Raw genomic sequence first — 17260 nt, forward strand, 5'->3', positions numbered from 1 at the left:
CACAGTCGGATGCCGGGCGCACGACGTGCGCCCGGCATCCGCCCGGTGGTGGTGTCGCCTGTGTCAGTGCGTGACGGAGTCGCCCATCGCCGACCGCTCGGTCAGGACGATATCGGGAGCCTCGAGGCGCACCCGGTCGGCGGACTCGTCGTCGGGTTCGAGCTGGGAGGCGCGTTCCGCGGCGACGCGCTTGAGGTAGACCGCGACCTCGCGTTCCTCGCGTTCGGCGTCCCAGCCGAGCACGCCGGCCATCAGCCTGGCCGCGACCGGCGCCGCGGAGACCCCGCGATCCCAGGCCTCGATCGAGATGCGGGTGCGCCGGGCGAGGACGTCCTCGAGGTGGAGGGCGCCCAAGTGGCCGGCCGCGTACACGACCTCGGCCTGGATGTAGTCGTCGGCTCCCGGGAGCGGCTCGATCAGCTCAGGGCTCTCCCGGATGAGGTCGAGCAGCTCGTCGGTGAGGGTACCGTACCGGTTGAGCAGGTGCTCGACCCGCACGGTGTGCAGCCCGAATGCCGTCGCGATGCGGGTGCGCTTGTTCCACGCGGCCTTGTACCCCTCCGCACCGAGCAGCGGGATCTCGTGCGTCGTTGACGGGGCGATCTTCCCGTCGAGGGCGTCAACGGCCGCGTCGATGGCGTCCTTCGCCATGATCCGGTATGTGGTCCACTTGCCGCCGGCGATCACGACGAGACCGGGAACGGAGTGCCCGACCAGGTGTTCGCGGGACAGTTTCGAGGTCTGCTCCGACTCCCCGGCGAGCAGCGGCCGGAGACCTGCGTAGACGCCCTCGACGTCCTCGCGGGTCAGCGGCACCCGCAGCACCGAATTGACGTGCTCGAGCAGGTAGTCGATGTCGGCGGCCGTCGCCGCGGGGTGCGCCTTGTCGAGGTGCCAGTCGGTGTCGGTGGTGCCGATGAGCCAGTGCCTGCCCCACGGGATCACGAAGAGCACGCTCTTCTCCGTGCGCAGCAGCAGCCCCATCGCCGACTGGAACCGGTCACGCGGCACGACGAGGTGGATGCCCTTGCTCGCGCGCACCTTGAAGGTGCCGCGTTCGCCGACCATCCGCTGGGTGTCGTCGGTCCAGACGCCTGTCGCGTTGACGACCTGCTTCGCGCGCACCTCGAAGCGTTCGCCGGTCTCGAGGTCGTGCGCGCGCACGCCCACGACCCGCTCGCCGACCTTGATGAAGCCCTCGACCCGCACCCGGCTCGCCGCGTGGGCGCCGTAGAACGAGGCGGTGCGCACGAGCGACGCCGTGTACAGGGCGTCATCGACCTGCGCATCGTAGTAGGTGATACCGCCGACCGTCGCGTCGGCGTCGAGGCTCGGGATCATGCCCATCACCTGGCGCTTGGACAGGTGCCGGTGGTGAGGGACGCCGGGCGGCCGGCCACCGGTGTACGAGAAGATGTCGTAGAGCAGCATGCCCGCACCCACATAGAAGCGCTCGGTGACCCGCTTCTTCAACGGGTACAGGAAGCGCACGGGCTTGACCAGGTGCGGGGCGATCCGCTGCAGGAGCAGTCCGCGCTCCGTGAGCGCTTCCCGAACGAGGCGGAAATCGAGCTGCTCGAGATAGCGGATGCCGCCGTGCACGAGCTTGGACGACCGGCTCGACGTTCCGCTGGCCCAGTCTCGCGCCTCGAGAATGCCGACGCTCAGTCCGCGGGTGACGGCGTCGAGGGCGCTGCCCGCGCCGACGATCCCGCCGCCGACGACGAGGATGTCGACCTCCTTGGATTTCAGCCTCTCAATGGCCGCGGCGCGTTCCGCCGGTCCCAGCTTGTTCGACCGCGTGACCGAATTCCCTGTTGCCATGTGCGTACTCCCATCGAGGTGGTGGTGCGTACCTCGACGCTAGTTCGTTCGGTACGGCGCGACAACCACCTCGACGCGCTGGAATTCCTTGAGGGTCGAATAACCGGTGGTCGCCATCGACCGGCGCAGGGCGCCGACGAGGTTGGCGGTGCCGTCGGCGATCGGCGTCGGGCCGTACAGGATGGTCTCGAGCGGGGCGACGGTGCCGACCTCGACCCGCTTGCCGCGGGGCAGCTGCGGGTGGTGCACCTCGGCGCCCCAGTGGAATCCGCCGCCGGGGGCATCCGTCGCCCTGGCCAGGGTGGTGCCGAGCATGACGGCGTCCGCGCCGCAGGCGAGCGCCTTGACGATGTCACCGGAGGTGCTCAGGCCGCCGTCGGCGATGACGTGCACGTAGCGTCCGCCGGATTCGTCGAGGTAGTCGCGGCGAGCGCCGGCGACGTCGGCGACGGCCGTGGCCATCGGGGCGTGGATGCCGAGCGAGGCCCGGGTGGTCGACGCCGCGCCGCCGCCGAAGCCGACGAGCACGCCGGCAGCGCCGGTGCGCATCAGGTGCAGGGCCGCCGTGTATGTGGCCGCACCGCCGACGATGACGGGTACGTCGAGCTCGTAGATGAACTTCTTGAGGTTGAGCGGCTCCTGGTTGAGCGAGACGTGCTCGGCGGACACCGTGGTGCCGCGGATGACGAAGAGGTCGACGCCTGCGGCGACGACGGTTTCGTAGAGTTCCTGGGTGCGCTGCGGGGAGAGCGCTCCGGCGACGGTGACCCCGGCGGCGCGGATCTGGGCGAGCCGCTCGGTGACGAGGGCCGGCTTGATCGGTTCGGAGTACATCTCCTGCATGCGTGCGGTCGCCCGGTCGGCCGGAAGTTCGCGGATCTCGGCGAGGAGCGGTTCCGGGTCGTCGTAGCGGGTCCAGAGGCCCTCGAGGTCGAGCACGCCGATGCCGCCGAGCTGGCCCATCATGATCGCCGTCGTCGGGGAGACTACGGAGTCCATCGGGGCTGCGAGGAACGGGATCGCGAATTCATACGCGTCGATCGTCCAGCTGACATTCACGTCTTCGGGATCGCGGGTGCGCCGACTGGGCACAACCGCGATGTCGTCAAAGGCGTACGCGCGGCGAGCGCGCTTGGAGCGGCCGATCTCGATTTCCATACCCCCAGCTTAGGCGCAGCCCGTAACCGGAGGGTATGAACCGCTAGGCTGGCGCAAATCCCGCAGGTGAGGCCCGCAAACCTGCCCGATGCACCAGGAGCACCCGATGTCGTCCGAAAAGCCCACCGAGTCCGCGAAGCCTCGCCTCAACCTGATGTTCAGCAACCTGGAGCTCGTGATCGCGGTCCTCCTCGGCCTCGTCTCCATCGCAACGGCCTATGCCTCCTTCCAGGCGGCGCTCTACGACAGCCAGATGGCCGGGGCGTACACCAAGGGTTCGACGCAGTCCACCGAGGCGGAGTCGCTCTATCTCGAGGCCAACCAGCAATTCCTCGAGGACACCCAGGTCTGGAACCGCCTCGCCGAGCTCGACATCGAGAAGGACAGCACGGATGCGGCGATCGCCGCCGACGCGACGGGCAAGTACGACACCCTGACCTTCCAGGCCGTCTCGACGGACTTCGCCGCGGCCATCGCCCGGGCCGACGCCGAGAACACCGCCGACGCCACGGTGTACCACAGCCCGCTCGACGACGAGGAATACCAGAGCACCCTCTTCGGCGGCTACTCCGAGACGCAGGCGAAGTCGGTCGCGACGATCAGCCAGGGCGACGAGTACAACAGCCTCAGTGACCGGCTCACCCTCAACACCGTGCTGATGTCCATCTCGCTGTTCCTGCTCGGCATCGCCGCCCTCGTGCGCCAGTTCAAGGTGCAGCTCGTGCTGATGTCGACCGGCGTGGTGATCTTCCTCGCCGCTGCCGCGCTGACCGCGATGATCCCCTACGTCGGCCTGTAGCGGGGCAAGCTGTGCGAACGGCACAATCTGCAGGAGTGACACGCAGGACCGTCGCGGCGCTGGCCGCACTGGCCCTGGTCGTCAGTCTCGCCGCGTGCACGACGGGCAGCCCGGTCGAGCCGGACAGCGGCGACGGCCCGGCCGCCGGCAGCTGGACCGTTCTCACCTACTCGATCGCCGACACCGACCTCGAGCCGTTCATGATGGCCGACCTCGGCGAGATGGGCGAGGTCGGCTCGCACGACGGCCTCAATCTCGTCGCCCTCGTCGACCGTTCGGCGGACTACAGTGCAGAACCCGTGCTCGGCCAGCCCGACTGGGCCGGCGGGAAGCTCCTGCACGTCCTGCCCGGCGGCGCAGAGGTGATGGACGACCTCGGCCCCGTGGACACCGGCGACCCCGCCGTGCTCTCCGACTTCATCACCCGCGGCATCAGCGCGTACCCCGCGGAGCACTACGCCGTGATCATCTCCGATCACGGCGCATCCTGGCCGGGCGTCGGCGGTGACGAGTCCGCCGACGGAGATTCGCTGAGCCTCGCCGAACTGAACGACGCCATCGGCAGCGGCCTGAGCGCGGCCGGTGTGGCGAAGCTCGACCTGCTCGGCTTCGACGCCTGCCTGATGGCGACCTACGAGGTCGCAAGCACCCTGGCCCCGCGCGCGGATCGCCTGCTCGCCTCCCAGGAGCTCGAGCCGGGTCACGGCTGGAACTACACGGCCCTCGAGACGGCCGCCGCGGGCGCCACCGTCGACGAGCTCGGCTCCGCGCTGATCCAGGGGTTCTCCTCCCAGGCCGAAACCGAGGGCGACGCGGCCGAGATCACCCTGTCCCTGATCGACCTCGGCAAGCTGCCGGCGGTGGATGCCGCCCTCGCCTCGTTCAGCAGCAGCCTGGTCGGGCGCGGGGCCGGTCTCGCTCCCGTCGTGGGCCGAACCCTCGCGAGCACCCTCGGCTTCGGGCGCAGCCCCGATCCGGCCGAGGACTCGTTCATGACCGACCTCGGCCTCCTCGCCGGCGAGATCGGGCAGGGCGACACCGCGGAAGCCGACGCTGCCGATGCGCTCGTACGGGCGATCAGTTCGGCGGTGGTCGACAAGGTCGACGGCCAGTCCACCGCGGGCGCCACCGGTCTGTCGATCTACTTCCCGCCCCAGAAGGCCTATTTCGCAGAGGACTACCGTGCACTCGGCACCGCAGGTGGCTGGCTCGACTTCCTGACCTCTTATTACGCCGCCGGCGGTGCGATCCCCGGCGACCAGAAGACCCGGTTCACCGGGGGTGACGCCGAGGTCTCCTTCGGCGCGGACGGCCTGAGCATCAGCGCCGCGCTCGACCCGGCCGGGCTCGGGAACGCGGCGAGCGCATCCGTCCGGTACGGCCTCATCGAGGCAGACGGCTCGGTCACCTACCTCGGCGAGCGGCCGGCGACGGTGGACGCGGGCGGGTCTGGCCGGGTGCATGGCGGGTACGACCTCACCCAGCTCACCCTGGCCGACGGCACCGACACGACGCCCGCGTACGCGCAGCTCGGCGACGACACGGGCACTGCCACGTCGGGGTCCGGCTCCGTCACGATCGACGTGCCGATGGCGTACTACTCTCCCGGTGACGTCGCGGGAGAGACCTACCAGGACGTGCTCCTGAGCCTCACCCTCGACGGCGCGAGCGGAGACATCCTCAACGAGACCTACTTCGCCTACGACGACAAGCTCGGCAGCTACGGCGAGCTCACCGCGGACCCGGACGGCATCATCGTGCCCGAGCGGCTCAACGTGCAGGGCGACGGCACCGAGAGCTGGGTCGGCACGAGCGACTACGGCCTCTACGCCGACCTCCCTGCCCTGCACTACGCCTTCGCCAGGCTCCCCTCGGGCAGCCGGTTGCGGGTCGACCTGACCGTGACCGACTTCGGCGGCAACAGCGCCACCGCGAGCGGCACCGCGACCGTCCCCTGACCCGCGCGCCCCCCGCGCGCCCCCGCGCGCCCCCGCGCGCCCCCGCGCGCCCCCCGCTTTCGTGAGGTGTCGCAGATCGACGTTCGTGGCGCCCGCGAACCTCGATATGCGACACCTCAGCGAGGCAATCAACGGGTGCGCCTACGGCACAGGAGGTGCAAGCTGCTGTCATGGACGTTGAAGCCGAACCGTTGTCCCTGCTGCGCGAACGCACGAGCCTCAAGTGGCAGGCGTTTCCCGACGACGTGCTGCCCCTTTTCGTCGCCGAACTCGACTACCCGCTCGCCGAGCCGATCAGGGACGCCCTGTTCGAGGCCGTGCGCCGGAGCGACACCGGCTACGCGGCATCCGCTGAGCCGCTCGCCCAGGCGTTCGCCGCCTTCGCCGCCCGCCGCTGGGGCTGGCCGGTCGACCCCGGGCAGGTGGTCGCGACGAACGAAGTGGGTTCGGCCGTCGTCGAGGTGCTGCGGATGATCCTCGAGCCGGGCGACGAGGTCGTGATCACTCCCCCGGTCTACCCGCCGTTCTTCGACCTCGTGCCCGAGGCGGGCGGCCGGGTCGTCGACGTGCCGCTCCTGCACGGCCAGACCGGCTGGACGCTCGACCTCGACGGCCTCGAAGCCGCGCTCCGCCGGGGCGCCCGCGCCTTACTGCTCTGCAATCCGCAGAACCCGCTCGGCCATCCGCACGGCATCGAGGACCTCACGGCCCTCGCCGAACTCGCCGACCGGTACGGGGCCTTCGTGGTCAGCGACGAGGTGAACGCACCGCTCGCCTACAGCGCCGAGAGTTTCACCCCGTACCTCACGGTGTCCCCTGCCGCGGCCCAGCACGGCGTCTGCGTCACGAGCGCGAGCACGGCCTGGAACCTCGCCGGGCTCACCTGCGCTCTCATCGTCACCGCCTCCGAACGGATGCGCCTGCTCACCTCCGCCCTGCCGCCCGGCATCCGCGAGCGCACCGGCCACCTCGGGCTGCTCGCGAGCACCACGGCGTTCCGTGACGGCGGCCCGTGGCTCGACGGCGCGCTCGCCGCGCTCCAGGCGAACCGGGGACTGCTGGCCGGGCTCCTCGACGCGCATCTCGGCGGGGTCGGCTACGAGCAGCCGCGCGCGGGCTATCTGGCCTGGCTGGACCTGCGCTCGCTCGGTTGGGGCGATGATCCGGCAGCGGTCGCCCTCGAGCGGGCGAAGGTCGCGCTGCTCCCCGGGTTGCTCTTCGGCACTCCGGGCGCCGGTTTCGCCCGGCTCAACTTCGGCTGCTCACCCGAGGTGCTCAGCGAGGCCGTCTCGCGGATCGCCGCGGCGACCTGAGCCGCACCGGCACCCGGCTGGGTGTGCCGGCGCGACCCGGTCAGCGACGGTAGTTCGGGGCCTCGACCACGATCTGCACGTCGTGCGGGTGCGATTCCTTGAGCCCGGCGGAGGTGATCCGCACGAACTTGCCCTTCTGCTTGAGCTCGTCGATCGTGCGCGCGCCGACGTAGAACATCGACTGGCGGAGGCCGCCGATGAGCTGGTACGCGACGGCGGAGACCGGACCGCGGTACGGAACCTGCCCCTCGATGCCCTCGGGGATGAGCTTGTCGTCGGAGGGGACGTCCGACTGGAAGTAGCGGTCCTTCGAATAGGAGGTCTTGTTACCGCGGGTCTGCAGCGCGCCGAGCGAGCCCATGCCGCGGTAGGTCTTGAACTGCTTGCCGTTGACGAAAACGAGCTCTCCCGGGCTCTCGTCGCAGCCGGCGAGGAGCGAGCCGAGCATGACGGTGTCCGCGCCGGCGACGAGCGCCTTGGCGATGTCACCGGAGTACTGCAGTCCGCCGTCGGCGATGACCGGGATCCCGGTCTCACGCGCGGCGAGGGAGGCCTGGTAGACCGCCGTGATCTGGGGGACGCCGACGCCTGCGACGATGCGGGTCGTGCAGATGGAGCCCGGGCCGACGCCGACCTTGATCGCGTCCGCGCCCGCGTCGATGAGCGCCTGGGCGCCGCTCCGGGTGGCGACGTTGCCGCCGATGACATCAACGGCCGCGAAGGCCGGGTCGGTCTTGAGCCGGCGGATGATCTCGAGCACGCCGGCGCTGTCGCCGTTGGCGGTGTCGACGACGAGCACGTCGACCCCCGCGTCGAGCAGCGCGGTCGCGCGCTGCCACGCGTCGCCGAAGAAGCCGATGGCCGCGCCGACGCGCAGCCGGCCGGCGTCGTCCTTCGTCGCGTGCGGGTATTCCTCGCTCTTGTCGAAGTCCTTGACGGTGATCAGGCCGGTGAGCCGGCCGGCGTCGTCGACGAGGGGAAGCTTCTCGATCTTGTGGGTGGCGAAGATGGCCACCGCGTCCATCGGCGCCATGCCGACCTTGCCGGTGATGAGCGGCATCCGCGTCATCACCTCGCGCACCCGCATCGTGTGCTTCTGGGTGGCCGTGACGAAGCGCATATCGCGGTTCGTGATGATGCCGACGAGCACGCCGTCTCCATCGACGACGGGGAGTCCGCTGATCCGGAACTGCCGGCAGAGGGCGTCGACGTCCGCGACGGTGGCCTCCGGCGAAGTTGTTACCGGATTGGTAATCATCCCGGATTCGCTGCGTTTGACGAGATCGACCTGTTCGGCCTGGTCCGCGATCGACAGGTTGCGGTGCAGGACACCGAGCCCCCCTTCGCGGGCCATGGCGATGGCCATCCTGGTCTCGGTGACCGTGTCCATGGCGCTCGAAAGCAGGGGCGTCGCGACGCTGATTCTCCGGGTCAACCGCGACATTGTCACTGCTTCACTGGGAATGACGTCGGTGTGGCCTGGCAGGAGCAGGACGTCGTCGTAGGTAAGCCCGGTGAAACCGAACGGATCTGGCTGATCCATGAAACCCCTTTTTGCTGGTGCAGAGAAATAACAGAAGAGTCCGGGAATTCCTGGAAACGACCGGTTCCCCAATGTTAAGCGACTTCTCCGCGTGCGCATTCCTTGAGGACGGAAACGATTCCGAGGACCACTCCGAAACATTTGCGACATAATCGGGACGTACTGTCGACGAAGAAGTTGGCAGGGGCCGGTTCACCCGAGTTTTTTCCCCTCGACCACCCCGAGGCCCCGCCCGTTCACGGAGGTTACGTTTTGACACCATTCATGCAGCGAACACGTACGGCAGGCCTCCTGTCGTCCCGGCGGATGCTCGCCGGTCTCCTGCTCATCGGAGTCGCCAGTCTGGGCCTGATGGGCCTCGGCGCGACGAGTGCTTCCGCGGCGACGGCCGTCCCGACTACGGCGTGTGTGGCCAATGCCACCACAGGCTGTATCCAGGGCACGATCAAGCAGGGCAACGGCGACCCCGCCGTCGGCGTGAGGCTCACGGTCACGAACGGTGACACGACCGAGAACCTCGTGACGGATGCCGCGGGCAAGTGGGGCGTGGCCATCACGGTCGCAGGCCCCTCAACCGTCACTCTCGACACCACGAGCCTGCCGAGCGGGAACACCCTCGACCCGAGCATCGCCAACCCGGCAACCGTCAATGGCGGCCTGGGTCGCAACGCCGGCACCATCTTCAAGCTGGTCAGCGGGGAAAGCACCGGCCTCTCGACCTCTGCCCCGTCGACGGGTGACTCCGCGACGACCGGCTCCGTCACGTGGGAGCGCTTCCTCCAGCAGGCCGCGTCGGGCATCCGCCTCGGGTTGCTGCTCGCCCTCGCCTCCGTCGGCCTCTCGCTGATCTACGGGACGACCGGGCTGAGCAACTTCGCCCACGGCGAGCAGGTGACCCTCGGCGGCCTGCTGGCATTCGTGCTCGCCAACCAGCTCGGTCTCAACCTCTTCCTCGCCGCCTTCCTCACCGTCGCGGTCTGCGCGGCGACCGGGTACTTCCAGGATGCGCTGATCTGGAAGCCACTGCGCAAGCGCGGCCTGCCGAACACCCAGCTGATGATCGTGACCATCGGGCTCTCGATCGCGCTGCAGTACGCGTTCCAGTTCTTCATCGGGGCCAAGACCGTCCGGATCGACAAGGCCAACCCGGTCACCGTCGAAATCGGCCCGATCACCCTCTCGGTTCAGTCGCTCTGGGCGATGGGCATCGCCGTTGCGGTCATCATCCTCGTCGGGCTGTTCCTGCTCCGGTCCCGGATCGGCCGGGCCACCCGCGCCGTTTCGGACAACCCCTCGCTCGCCGCGGCCTCCGGGATCGACGTCGACGCCATCATCCGCCTGGTCTGGACGGCCTCCGCCGGACTCGCCGGTCTCGCCGGCGTCATGCTCGGCCTCGTGCTCAATGGCGTGAACTGGCAGACCGGCCTGCAGCTGCTGCTGCTGATGTTCGCCGCGGTCACCCTCGGCGGCCTCGGCACCGCGTTCGGCGCCCTCGCCGGCGCGATGATCATCGGCATGGTCGTCGAGCTCACGAACCTCGTGCTCCCCGGCGACTTCAAGTACGCCACGGCACTGCTCATTCTCATCCTCGTCCTGCTCGTCAGGCCACAAGGCATTTTCGGGCGCCGAGAGCGCATCGGTTAGGAAGGACAAGACCGTGAATGAATTTCTGACGACCCTGACGGCGATTGCCGCCTCCGCCTTCTCGCCATCGACGGCGGCACTCGCCATCGCAGCCATCGGACTCAACATCCACTTCGGCTACACCGGCCTGCTCAACATGGGCCAGGCCGGGTTCATGCTCGTCGGCGCATACGCCTTCGCCATCTCCATCGTCGCCGGGATCCCGCTGTTCCCCGCCGTGCTGATCGCACTCGTCGCCGCGGCGGTCTTCGCACTCATCCTCGGCGTTCCGACGCTGAAGCTGCGCGGTGACTACCTCGCGATCGTCACGATCTCGGCCGCAGAGATCGTGCGGATGATCGGGCGCTCGTCGCTCCTCACCGACATCACCGGCGGCTCGAACGGTCTCACCGGCCAGAGCTACCGAGGCCCGTTCACCGACCTCTCCTTCCTCGGCGACGGCCAGACCACCCTCGGCCCGTTCACCTACGACAACACCGGCTCCAACGGCTGGTGGATCCGCCTGGTCGCGTGGTCCATCGTCGGGATCCTCTGCCTCTTCGTGTTCCTGCTGATGCGCAGCCCGTGGGGTCGCGTACTCCGCGGCATCCGGGAAGACGAGGATGCGATCCGCAGCCTCGGCAAGAACGTCTACAGCTACAAGATGCAGGCGCTCATCCTCGGCGGCACCATCGGAGCGCTCGGCGGCATCATCTACGTGCTGCCGGCATCCGTTCAGGCGGACAGCATGGGACGCTCGATGACGTTCTTCGTGTGGACAGCACTGCTGCTCGGCGGCGCCGCGACCGTGTTCGGGCCCGTGCTCGGCTCGATCATCTTCTTCGCCCTGCGCCTGTTCGTGCAGGGTGTCGCCGGCCAGTTCGTGCCGGACAGCATCATGAACGGCCAGCAGGCCGAACAGTTCTCCTGGATCCTGATCGGTGTGGTGCTCATGCTCGTGGTCATCTTCAGACCCCAGGGTGTACTCGGTAACAAGAAGGAGCAGAGCTTCAATGTCAACTGATCTCGGAGTCACCGTCGCCCCGACAGCCGCTGCGGCAGCCGCAACCGCGAGCGTCGCCGCCGTCTCCCCCCTTCCCGGCGTCCCCAAGCCAGACCCGATCCTGGTCGTCGACAACATCGTGCGCCAGTTCGGCGGCATGACCGCCGTCAACGTGCCGCACCTCGAGGTACAGCGCGGAATCATCACGGCCCTGATCGGCCCGAACGGCGCGGGCAAGACCACGTTCTTCAACCTGATCACGGGCTTCGACAAGCCGAGCTCCGCTCCGCGCCTCATCGGTGGGCCGAAGTCCGACCAGGCCGCCCGCTCGATGTTCAACGGGCGTTCGGTCAACAACATGGGTGCGGCGAAGGTCGCCCAGCGCGGCATGGTGCGCACCTTCCAGCTCACGAAGGCGCTCAGCAGGCTCACCGTGCTCGAGAACATGCTCCTTGGCGCGAAGGACCAGCCAGGCGAAAACCTCTTCGCCGCGGTGATCAAGCCGCTCTGGGCCGCGCGCGAACGGGAGATCACGGCGCAGGCCGAGGACCTCCTGCAGCGATTCAAGCTGCTCGAGAAGAAGAACGACATGGCCGGCAGCCTCTCCGGCGGCCAGAAGAAGCTCCTGGAGATGGCGCGGGCGCTCATGAGCGAACCGACCATGATCATGCTCGACGAGCCGATGGCCGGGGTCAACCCCGCACTCACCCAGTCGCTGCTCGGGCACATCAAGTCTCTCCGCGACGAGGGCATGACCGTCCTGTTCGTCGAGCACGACATGCACATGGTGCGGCACATCTCCGACTGGGTCGTCGTGATGGCCGAGGGCAAGGTCGTTGCTGAGGGCCCGTCGGCCACCGTCATGGACGACCAGGCCGTGATCGACGCCTACCTCGGCGCGCACCACGACACCGACCTCGGCGACGACTCGCTCCTCACGGACGAAGTCGCGGAGGAACTGGCCAAAGAGGTCGAACTCGAAAACCGCACGGAAGGCGACGCGTAGTCATGGTTGTACCCACAGGCTCTCCCGCTCCGGTCCTGCAAGCGACGGATCTCGTCGCCGGCTATGTTCCCGGGGTCAATATCCTCAACGGCTGCAACCTGGATGTCTACCCCGGTGAGCTCATCGGAATCATCGGCCCGAACGGCGCGGGCAAGTCCACGCTGCTCAAGGCACTGTTCGGACTGGTGTCCGTCCGCAGCGGCAACGTCACGCTCAAGGGCGAAGACATCACCGGTTTCAAGGCGAACCGCCTCGTGCAGGCCGGCGTCGGCTTCGTCCCCCAGAACAACAACGTGTTCCCCTCCCTCACGATCGAGGAGAACCTGCAGATGGGCCTGTACCTGCGGCCCAAGCTGCTCGTCGAGCGTCTCGACGCGATCTTCGACCTGTTCCCCGCCCTCGCCGACCGCCGCAACCAGCGCGCCGGTTCGCTCTCCGGCGGCGAACGCCAGTCGGTCGCGATGGCGCGTGCGCTCATGATGGACCCGTCCGTACTACTCCTCGACGAGCCGTCCGCCGGCCTCTCCCCGGTGCGTCAGGACGAGACCTTCATCCGCACCCGCCGCATCAACAAGACCGGCGTCACGATCGTGATGGTCGAGCAGAACGCGCGCCGCTGCCTGCAGATCTGCGACCGCGGGTACGTGCTCGATCAGGGCCGCAATGCCTACACAGGCACCGGCCGCGAGCTCGCCGACGACCCCAAGGTCATCGAGCTCTACCTCGGCACCCTCGCCAAGGACGTCGACGCTGAGAAGGACGAGAAGCCCGTCATCATCTCCTGACCCGCCCGCACCGCCGAGAGGCCCGTGCCAGCCCCCTGGGGGCAGGCACGGGCCTTTTCGTGTCCCCGGCGACATCCGCCGCTGCGCCCGTCTGCTCAGGCGCTCCCGCAACGGCGGGCGCGGGCTGCCGAAACCGGCGCCGGTGCGGCTGGAAACCTCGCTGAGGGGTCGCACATCGAGGTTCACGGGGTCGGCGAACGTCGATCTGCGACACCTCAGCGAAAGAGCGGATGCTGGCGAGCACGGCGAGGCGCGGGGGCGGGGAGGCGCGGGGCGGGGAGGCGCGGGGCGGGGAGGCGCGGGGAGGCGCGGGGGCGGGCGCACGAAAGAGCGGGGCCGGGCTTTCGCCCGACCCCGCTCCCTGTGTTCGTCCGGCCTCAGCCGACGATCAGCACTCTCCTGCTAATAGGAGGTCTGTCCTTCGATGGCGGACTGCCAGACCGGCTTGTTGTCCTTGTCGAACTTGTAGATGCCGATGAAGGCGCTCGACGGCTCGTTGTGCGAGTTGAACGGGCCGACGCCGGACTGTCCGACGTACTGGATGTCCGTTCCGGCGGTGACGAGCGGTGCACACTCGGCGTAGCTCTTGCACTTGGTGCCCTTGCCACTCGCGCCGGAAACGGCCGCGAGCTGCGCCTGGATGTCGGCGGAGACGGTGGACTTGGCCTTCAGCGCCGCGAGGGCGGAGAGGGTGGTCGCGTCGTAGGCCTCAGGAGCGTAGGAGAAGTCTCCGAGAGCTGCGTTCTGGGTGTCCTTGTACCAGGAGACGAGCTTGGCCTTGAAGTCATCAGCCGGGTATGCGCCGGGGATCGTGCCCTGTGCGCTGGTCAGCGTGCCGGCTTCGAAGTCCTTGCTGTAGTCGGCGGTGTTGCCGTCGGACAGGTAGACCTTGGAGAGGTCGACGCCCTGGGCCTTGAGCTCGGGGATGATCGACTTGGTCTCGTCGAAGGCGAGGATGACGATCGCGTCAGGGTTGGTCGCCTTCGCAGCGGTCACCTCGGACGAGAACGTGGTCTGGCCGGGGGGGAATTCCTGGCCGTTGCCCTTGCCGCCATAGACGACGGTTCCGCCGGAGGCTTCGACGCTGGCCTGCGTGAAGTCGCGGAGGCCGGTGCCGTAGGAGTCGTTGAAGACGAGGAAGGCGACCTTGGCGTTGCCGTCACCCGTGATGAGCTGGCCGAGCGCGGAACCCTGGACCGAGTCCGGCGGTGCGGTACGGAAGTAGAACGGACCGTAGCCGCTGAGCTTGGCCGAGGTGTTGGCCGGGGAGATCTGGACGATCTTGGCGGAGGCGAAGGAGTCGACGACGTTGAGCGAAACGCTCGAGGACGCGGCGCCGATCGCGACGGATACCTTGGCCGCGATGAGCTTCTGGGCGGACGCGGTCGAGATCGTCAGGTCCGTGCTGTCACCGGAGTCGGTGGCCAGGACGCAGGCGTCCTTGCCGTCGACGCCGCCGGCGGCGTTGATGTCGGAGACGGCGAGGCCGACGCCGGCGAGTTCCGGCGGGTTGAGATAGGCGAGGCTACCGGTGATCGGGAGGATCGAGCCGACGACCAGCGACTTGTCCGTGGACGCTCCGCTCGCACAAGCTGCGTCGGTGTACGAGGACGCGGCCGCAGCCGAGGTCGTGGTAGCGGTTGAACCGCCGCCGGATGCACAACCGGAGAGCATGACGGCGATGACGCCTGCTCCCGCCACGATGGCGGTCCGGAGGGCGTGCTTGGATTTAATCATCCTGGGTACCCTTTCATCTTGCACGCGTAAGTAAGCCTCCGGGTGAGGCCCACTCGCGTTATTAGGCTCCAACCTAGGATCACTTTGTTTCGAGGATGTTTTCTTGCCGCGCAAAGAGAACATCGTTAGCGATTCGTGACACCACCGGCACCTGCTCTGGGGGACGCCGTCGGACGAGGTGCTGTACTAGGAGCGTCGCCCGGTCACGCCCTGGTATGCGATCTGCTTCTTCTCACCGAGGGCGGTGATGCAGGATGCCCAGGATGCGCACACCGCGTCGCCGTGGCTGACCCGGTCGAGCGCCGGGGCGATCGAGGGCCCGCCGTCGTCGCCTGCCTCCCTCGCGGCGAGGGCCGCGAGCACCACCCCGTCGAAGGCTTCCCCGCCTCCGGCGGTGTCGGCGAGCCCGGGGTCCGAGGTGCGCAGGCGCACTGCGAAGGCCTCGTCTGCTGCGAGCGGAGTGCCGCCGTTCGTGAAGTCGTTCAGAGGCAGCAGGGCGATGCCCGCTGCGGCGACGGATGCCGTGACATCAGCGGGCACCGCACTCGTCGCGTCCCAGAGAACGAGGTCAACGTGTCGCGCCACCAGGTCGGCAACCGCGGCCGCGACGTTCCCCGTCGAGTTCCGATGCACGAGCTGGATCGGCAGAGTGCCGGGCACGGCCTGCTCAAGGATCTCGCGGGCGGCCAGCTCGGTGCCGGCGACCTGAGCGGCGCCGGTCACTGCGGCTCCCGCTTCCCCGGTCATCGGGAACAGCGTGCCGATCAGGAGCGTGCCGTCGCCGGTCGGCGCGACCGTCGCGGCGACGGTCGGAGTGCTGGTCACGACGACGGGGGCGTCCCCTGCGGTGCACCCGGAAAGCAGCAGCGCGGCGACGACGGTGAGCGCGAGACCGGCAGACGTGAGCCCCCGGGGTCGCGAGGTGACGTTCAGAGCTGGAAAGGGCATCCGTGGTCCTTTCACAGGTGGGATGCTCCGAGCGTATCGCCGGTCAGAGGGGTTCGGGGGATGCTCGCCGCGGGGCGCGTCCGGTGACGACCATGTCGGCCGTGAGGATCACGAGCGCGACCCAGACGAGCCCGAAGCCGACCCAGCGCTCCGGCGGCATCGGCTCGCCGAGGATGAAGACCCCGACGAGGAACTGCAGCACCGGTGCGACGAACTGCACGAGGCCGAGCAGGCTGAGCGGCAGGCGGCGGGCGGCGGCTGCGAAGAACAGCAGCGGGACGGCCGTCACGACGCCCGTTGAGACGAGGCCGACGGTGTGCCACGGCGACACGGTGCCGAAGGTGAGCCCGGTGACGGCGCCCACGATGAGGAGTTCCGCGACCGCGATCGGCATCAGCCAGGCGGTCTCGAGGGTGAGGCCGGTGAGCGCGCCGACGCCGGGTCCGACGTTCTTCTTGATCAGCCCGTAGAACCCGAAGGACAGGGCGAGGACGAGCGAGATCCACGGGAGTGCCCCGTAGCCGAGCGTCAGCACGAGCACAGCGGCCGCGCTGATCGCGACCGCGATCCACTGGATGCGCCGCAACCGCTCGTGCAGAACGAAGACGCCCAGCAGCACCGTGACGATCGGGTTCATGAAGTAGCCCAGGGCGGCCTCGACCACGTGCCCGGTCAGCGTCGCGAAGACGTAGGTCTGCCAGTTGACGAAGATCAGGAGGCCGGCCAGGCCCATCACCCAGACCGTCTTCGGGCGGCGGAGGACTATGAGCAGGGCGGGCCAGCCACGGGTGACGGTGATCAGGGCGAGGCAGAAGACCAGGGAGAAGAGCACGCGCCAGGCCACGACCTCGAAGGGTCCCGTCGGGTGCAGCAGCAGGAAGAAGAGCGGGAGCAGGCCCCAGAGGCCGTACGCGGAGATCGCGAAGGCGAGTCCGCTGGTCGGTTCGGCCGACTGGCTCCGTGTCCTGCTCACAACGATTCCCCTTCGCGGGCGTGCCCTGCCTGGACGTGTTGGGTGGTGCGGGCCGCGCTCGGGCGGACCTGGCAACACAAAATCCCGGATGATCAGGCCATCCGGGATTTTGTGTTGTTCGTACGTGTACTGCGGTCGTGCGTGGCGCCTGGAACGAATCCCTAGCGGACGACGACGGCGAGCACGTCGCGTGCGGAGAGGACGAGGAGGTCGTCGCCACCGAACTTGACCTCGGTTCCGCCGTACTTGGAGTAGATGACCTTGTCGCCCACGGCAATGTCGAGCGGGATGCGGTTGCCGTTGTCGTCGATGCGGCCGGGGCCGACGGCGACAACTTCGCCCTCCTGGGGCTTTTCCTTGGCAGTGTCAGGGATGACCAGACCTGATGCGGTGGTCTGCTCGGCGTCGACCTGCTTGATGACGATGCGATCCTCGAGCGGCTTGATGGAGACCGACACGGTTGACCTCTTTCTTAGCTAAGACTTGGTTGGCAGACTCACAGCGAGAGTGCTAACAGCGAGTTTAGGGCGCTTCTGGCACTCACGCAACGTGAGTGCCAGACTCGGGCGTTCCGGGCGCGGCGGCCATGG

The 17260-nt window shown here is 68.4% G+C and carries 14 protein-coding genes; 7 read left to right on the top strand and 7 right to left on the bottom strand.

Going from position 1 to position 17260, the window contains the following annotated elements; translation table 11 throughout:
* Positions 1-63: 63 nt before the first annotated feature.
* Together E3O50_RS10425 and E3O50_RS10430 are read right to left on the bottom strand one after the other, a co-directional pair.
* The gene (locus tag E3O50_RS10425) at positions 64-1824 is read right to left on the bottom strand and encodes a glycerol-3-phosphate dehydrogenase/oxidase (protein WP_134449943.1); all 1761 of its coding nucleotides are present in this window, start codon (positions 1822-1824) and stop codon (positions 64-66) included.
* Positions 1825-1863: 39 nt separating this feature from the next.
* Positions 1864-2982 (bottom strand): GuaB3 family IMP dehydrogenase-related protein, encoded by a 1119-nt coding sequence (locus E3O50_RS10430; protein WP_134449942.1) that lies wholly within the window; start codon positions 2980-2982, stop codon positions 1864-1866.
* A 106-nt stretch (positions 2983-3088) separates the two neighbouring features.
* Between E3O50_RS10430 and E3O50_RS10435 the strand changes: the two genes are divergently transcribed.
* The 3 genes from E3O50_RS10435 (at position 3089) to E3O50_RS10445 (ending at position 7052) form a co-directional block, all read left to right on the top strand.
* A complete protein-coding gene (locus tag E3O50_RS10435; RefSeq protein ID WP_134449941.1) occupies positions 3089-3781 on the top strand; it encodes a hypothetical protein in 693 nt (230 codons plus the stop codon).
* A 35-nt stretch (positions 3782-3816) separates the two neighbouring features.
* Positions 3817-5739 (top strand): clostripain-related cysteine peptidase, encoded by a 1923-nt coding sequence (locus E3O50_RS10440; RefSeq protein ID WP_134559041.1) that lies wholly within the window; start codon positions 3817-3819, stop codon positions 5737-5739.
* Positions 5740-5909: 170 nt separating this feature from the next.
* Entirely contained in the window at positions 5910-7052 is a 1143-nt protein-coding gene (locus E3O50_RS10445; RefSeq protein ID WP_134557988.1) for an aminotransferase class I/II-fold pyridoxal phosphate-dependent enzyme, read from the top strand.
* Between the two features lie 40 nt (positions 7053-7092).
* On the opposite strand, the gene guaB is transcribed toward E3O50_RS10445, so the two are convergent.
* Entirely contained in the window at positions 7093-8595 is a 1503-nt protein-coding gene (gene guaB, locus E3O50_RS10450) for an IMP dehydrogenase (RefSeq protein WP_134449938.1), read from the bottom strand.
* Between the two features lie 264 nt (positions 8596-8859).
* On the opposite strand from guaB, the gene E3O50_RS10455 reads away from it, so the two are divergent.
* Genes E3O50_RS10455 through E3O50_RS10470 form a run of 4 tightly spaced genes read left to right on the top strand, consistent with a single transcriptional unit; the run spans position 8860 to position 13012 of the window.
* Entirely contained in the window at positions 8860-10239 is a 1380-nt protein-coding gene (locus E3O50_RS10455; RefSeq protein WP_134449937.1) for a branched-chain amino acid ABC transporter permease, read from the top strand.
* A gap of 13 nt (positions 10240-10252) precedes the next feature.
* Positions 10253-11242, top strand: a complete 990-nt coding sequence (locus E3O50_RS10460) for a branched-chain amino acid ABC transporter permease (RefSeq protein ID WP_134557989.1) — start codon at positions 10253-10255, stop codon at positions 11240-11242.
* Entirely contained in the window at positions 11232-12227 is a 996-nt protein-coding gene (locus E3O50_RS10465; protein ID WP_134449935.1) for an ABC transporter ATP-binding protein, read from the top strand. Before E3O50_RS10460 ends, E3O50_RS10465 begins: the two co-directional genes overlap by 11 nt.
* 2 nt (positions 12228-12229) lie before the next feature.
* A complete protein-coding gene (locus E3O50_RS10470; protein WP_134557990.1) occupies positions 12230-13012 on the top strand; it encodes an ABC transporter ATP-binding protein in 783 nt (260 codons plus the stop codon).
* Positions 13013-13414: 402 nt separating this feature from the next.
* Here the strand turns inward: E3O50_RS10470 and E3O50_RS10475 are convergent, their stop codons facing one another.
* The 4 genes from E3O50_RS10475 to groES all read right to left on the bottom strand — a co-directional run bounded on the left by E3O50_RS10475 (position 13415) and on the right by groES (position 17128).
* Entirely contained in the window at positions 13415-14749 is a 1335-nt protein-coding gene (locus tag E3O50_RS10475) for an ABC transporter substrate-binding protein (protein WP_134449933.1), read from the bottom strand.
* A 186-nt stretch (positions 14750-14935) separates the two neighbouring features.
* Complete coding sequence (locus E3O50_RS10480) at positions 14936-15697, bottom strand: hypothetical protein (RefSeq protein ID WP_134557991.1); 762 nt, start codon at positions 15695-15697, stop codon at positions 14936-14938.
* A gap of 43 nt (positions 15698-15740) precedes the next feature.
* The gene (gene rarD, locus E3O50_RS10485; protein WP_134557992.1) at positions 15741-16670 is read right to left on the bottom strand and encodes an EamA family transporter RarD; all 930 of its coding nucleotides are present in this window, start codon (positions 16668-16670) and stop codon (positions 15741-15743) included.
* Between the two features lie 161 nt (positions 16671-16831).
* Entirely contained in the window at positions 16832-17128 is a 297-nt protein-coding gene (groES, locus tag E3O50_RS10490; protein ID WP_092339382.1) for a co-chaperone GroES, read from the bottom strand.
* Between the last annotated feature and the right edge of the window lie 132 nt (positions 17129-17260).

Source organism: Cryobacterium sp. MDB1-18-1 (genome assembly GCF_004402735.1).
In the GTDB taxonomy this organism is placed as follows: Bacteria; Actinomycetota; Actinomycetes; order Actinomycetales; family Microbacteriaceae; genus Cryobacterium; species Cryobacterium glucosi.

Bases quoted from the DNA above. Each gene is read 5' to 3' on its own strand.
- E3O50_RS10445 (WP_134557988.1), top strand. From the start codon at position 5,910: ATGGACGTTGAAGCCGAACCGTTGTCCCTGCTGCGCGAACGCACGAGC.
- E3O50_RS10480 (WP_134557991.1), bottom strand. From the start codon at position 15,697: ATGCCCTTTCCAGCTCTGAACGTCACCTCGCGACCCCGGGGGCTCACG.
- E3O50_RS10475 (WP_134449933.1), bottom strand. From the start codon at position 14,749: ATGATTAAATCCAAGCACGCCCTCCGGACCGCCATCGTGGCGGGAGCA.
- E3O50_RS10470 (WP_134557990.1), top strand. From the start codon at position 12,230: ATGGTTGTACCCACAGGCTCTCCCGCTCCGGTCCTGCAAGCGACGGAT.
- E3O50_RS10435 (WP_134449941.1), top strand. From the start codon at position 3,089: ATGTCGTCCGAAAAGCCCACCGAGTCCGCGAAGCCTCGCCTCAACCTG.
- E3O50_RS10455 (WP_134449937.1), top strand. From the start codon at position 8,860: ATGCAGCGAACACGTACGGCAGGCCTCCTGTCGTCCCGGCGGATGCTC.
- guaB (WP_134449938.1), bottom strand. From the start codon at position 8,595: ATGGATCAGCCAGATCCGTTCGGTTTCACCGGGCTTACCTACGACGAC.
- E3O50_RS10425 (WP_134449943.1), bottom strand. From the start codon at position 1,824: ATGGCAACAGGGAATTCGGTCACGCGGTCGAACAAGCTGGGACCGGCG.
- E3O50_RS10465 (WP_134449935.1), top strand. From the start codon at position 11,232: ATGTCAACTGATCTCGGAGTCACCGTCGCCCCGACAGCCGCTGCGGCA.
- E3O50_RS10430 (WP_134449942.1), bottom strand. From the start codon at position 2,982: ATGGAAATCGAGATCGGCCGCTCCAAGCGCGCTCGCCGCGCGTACGCC.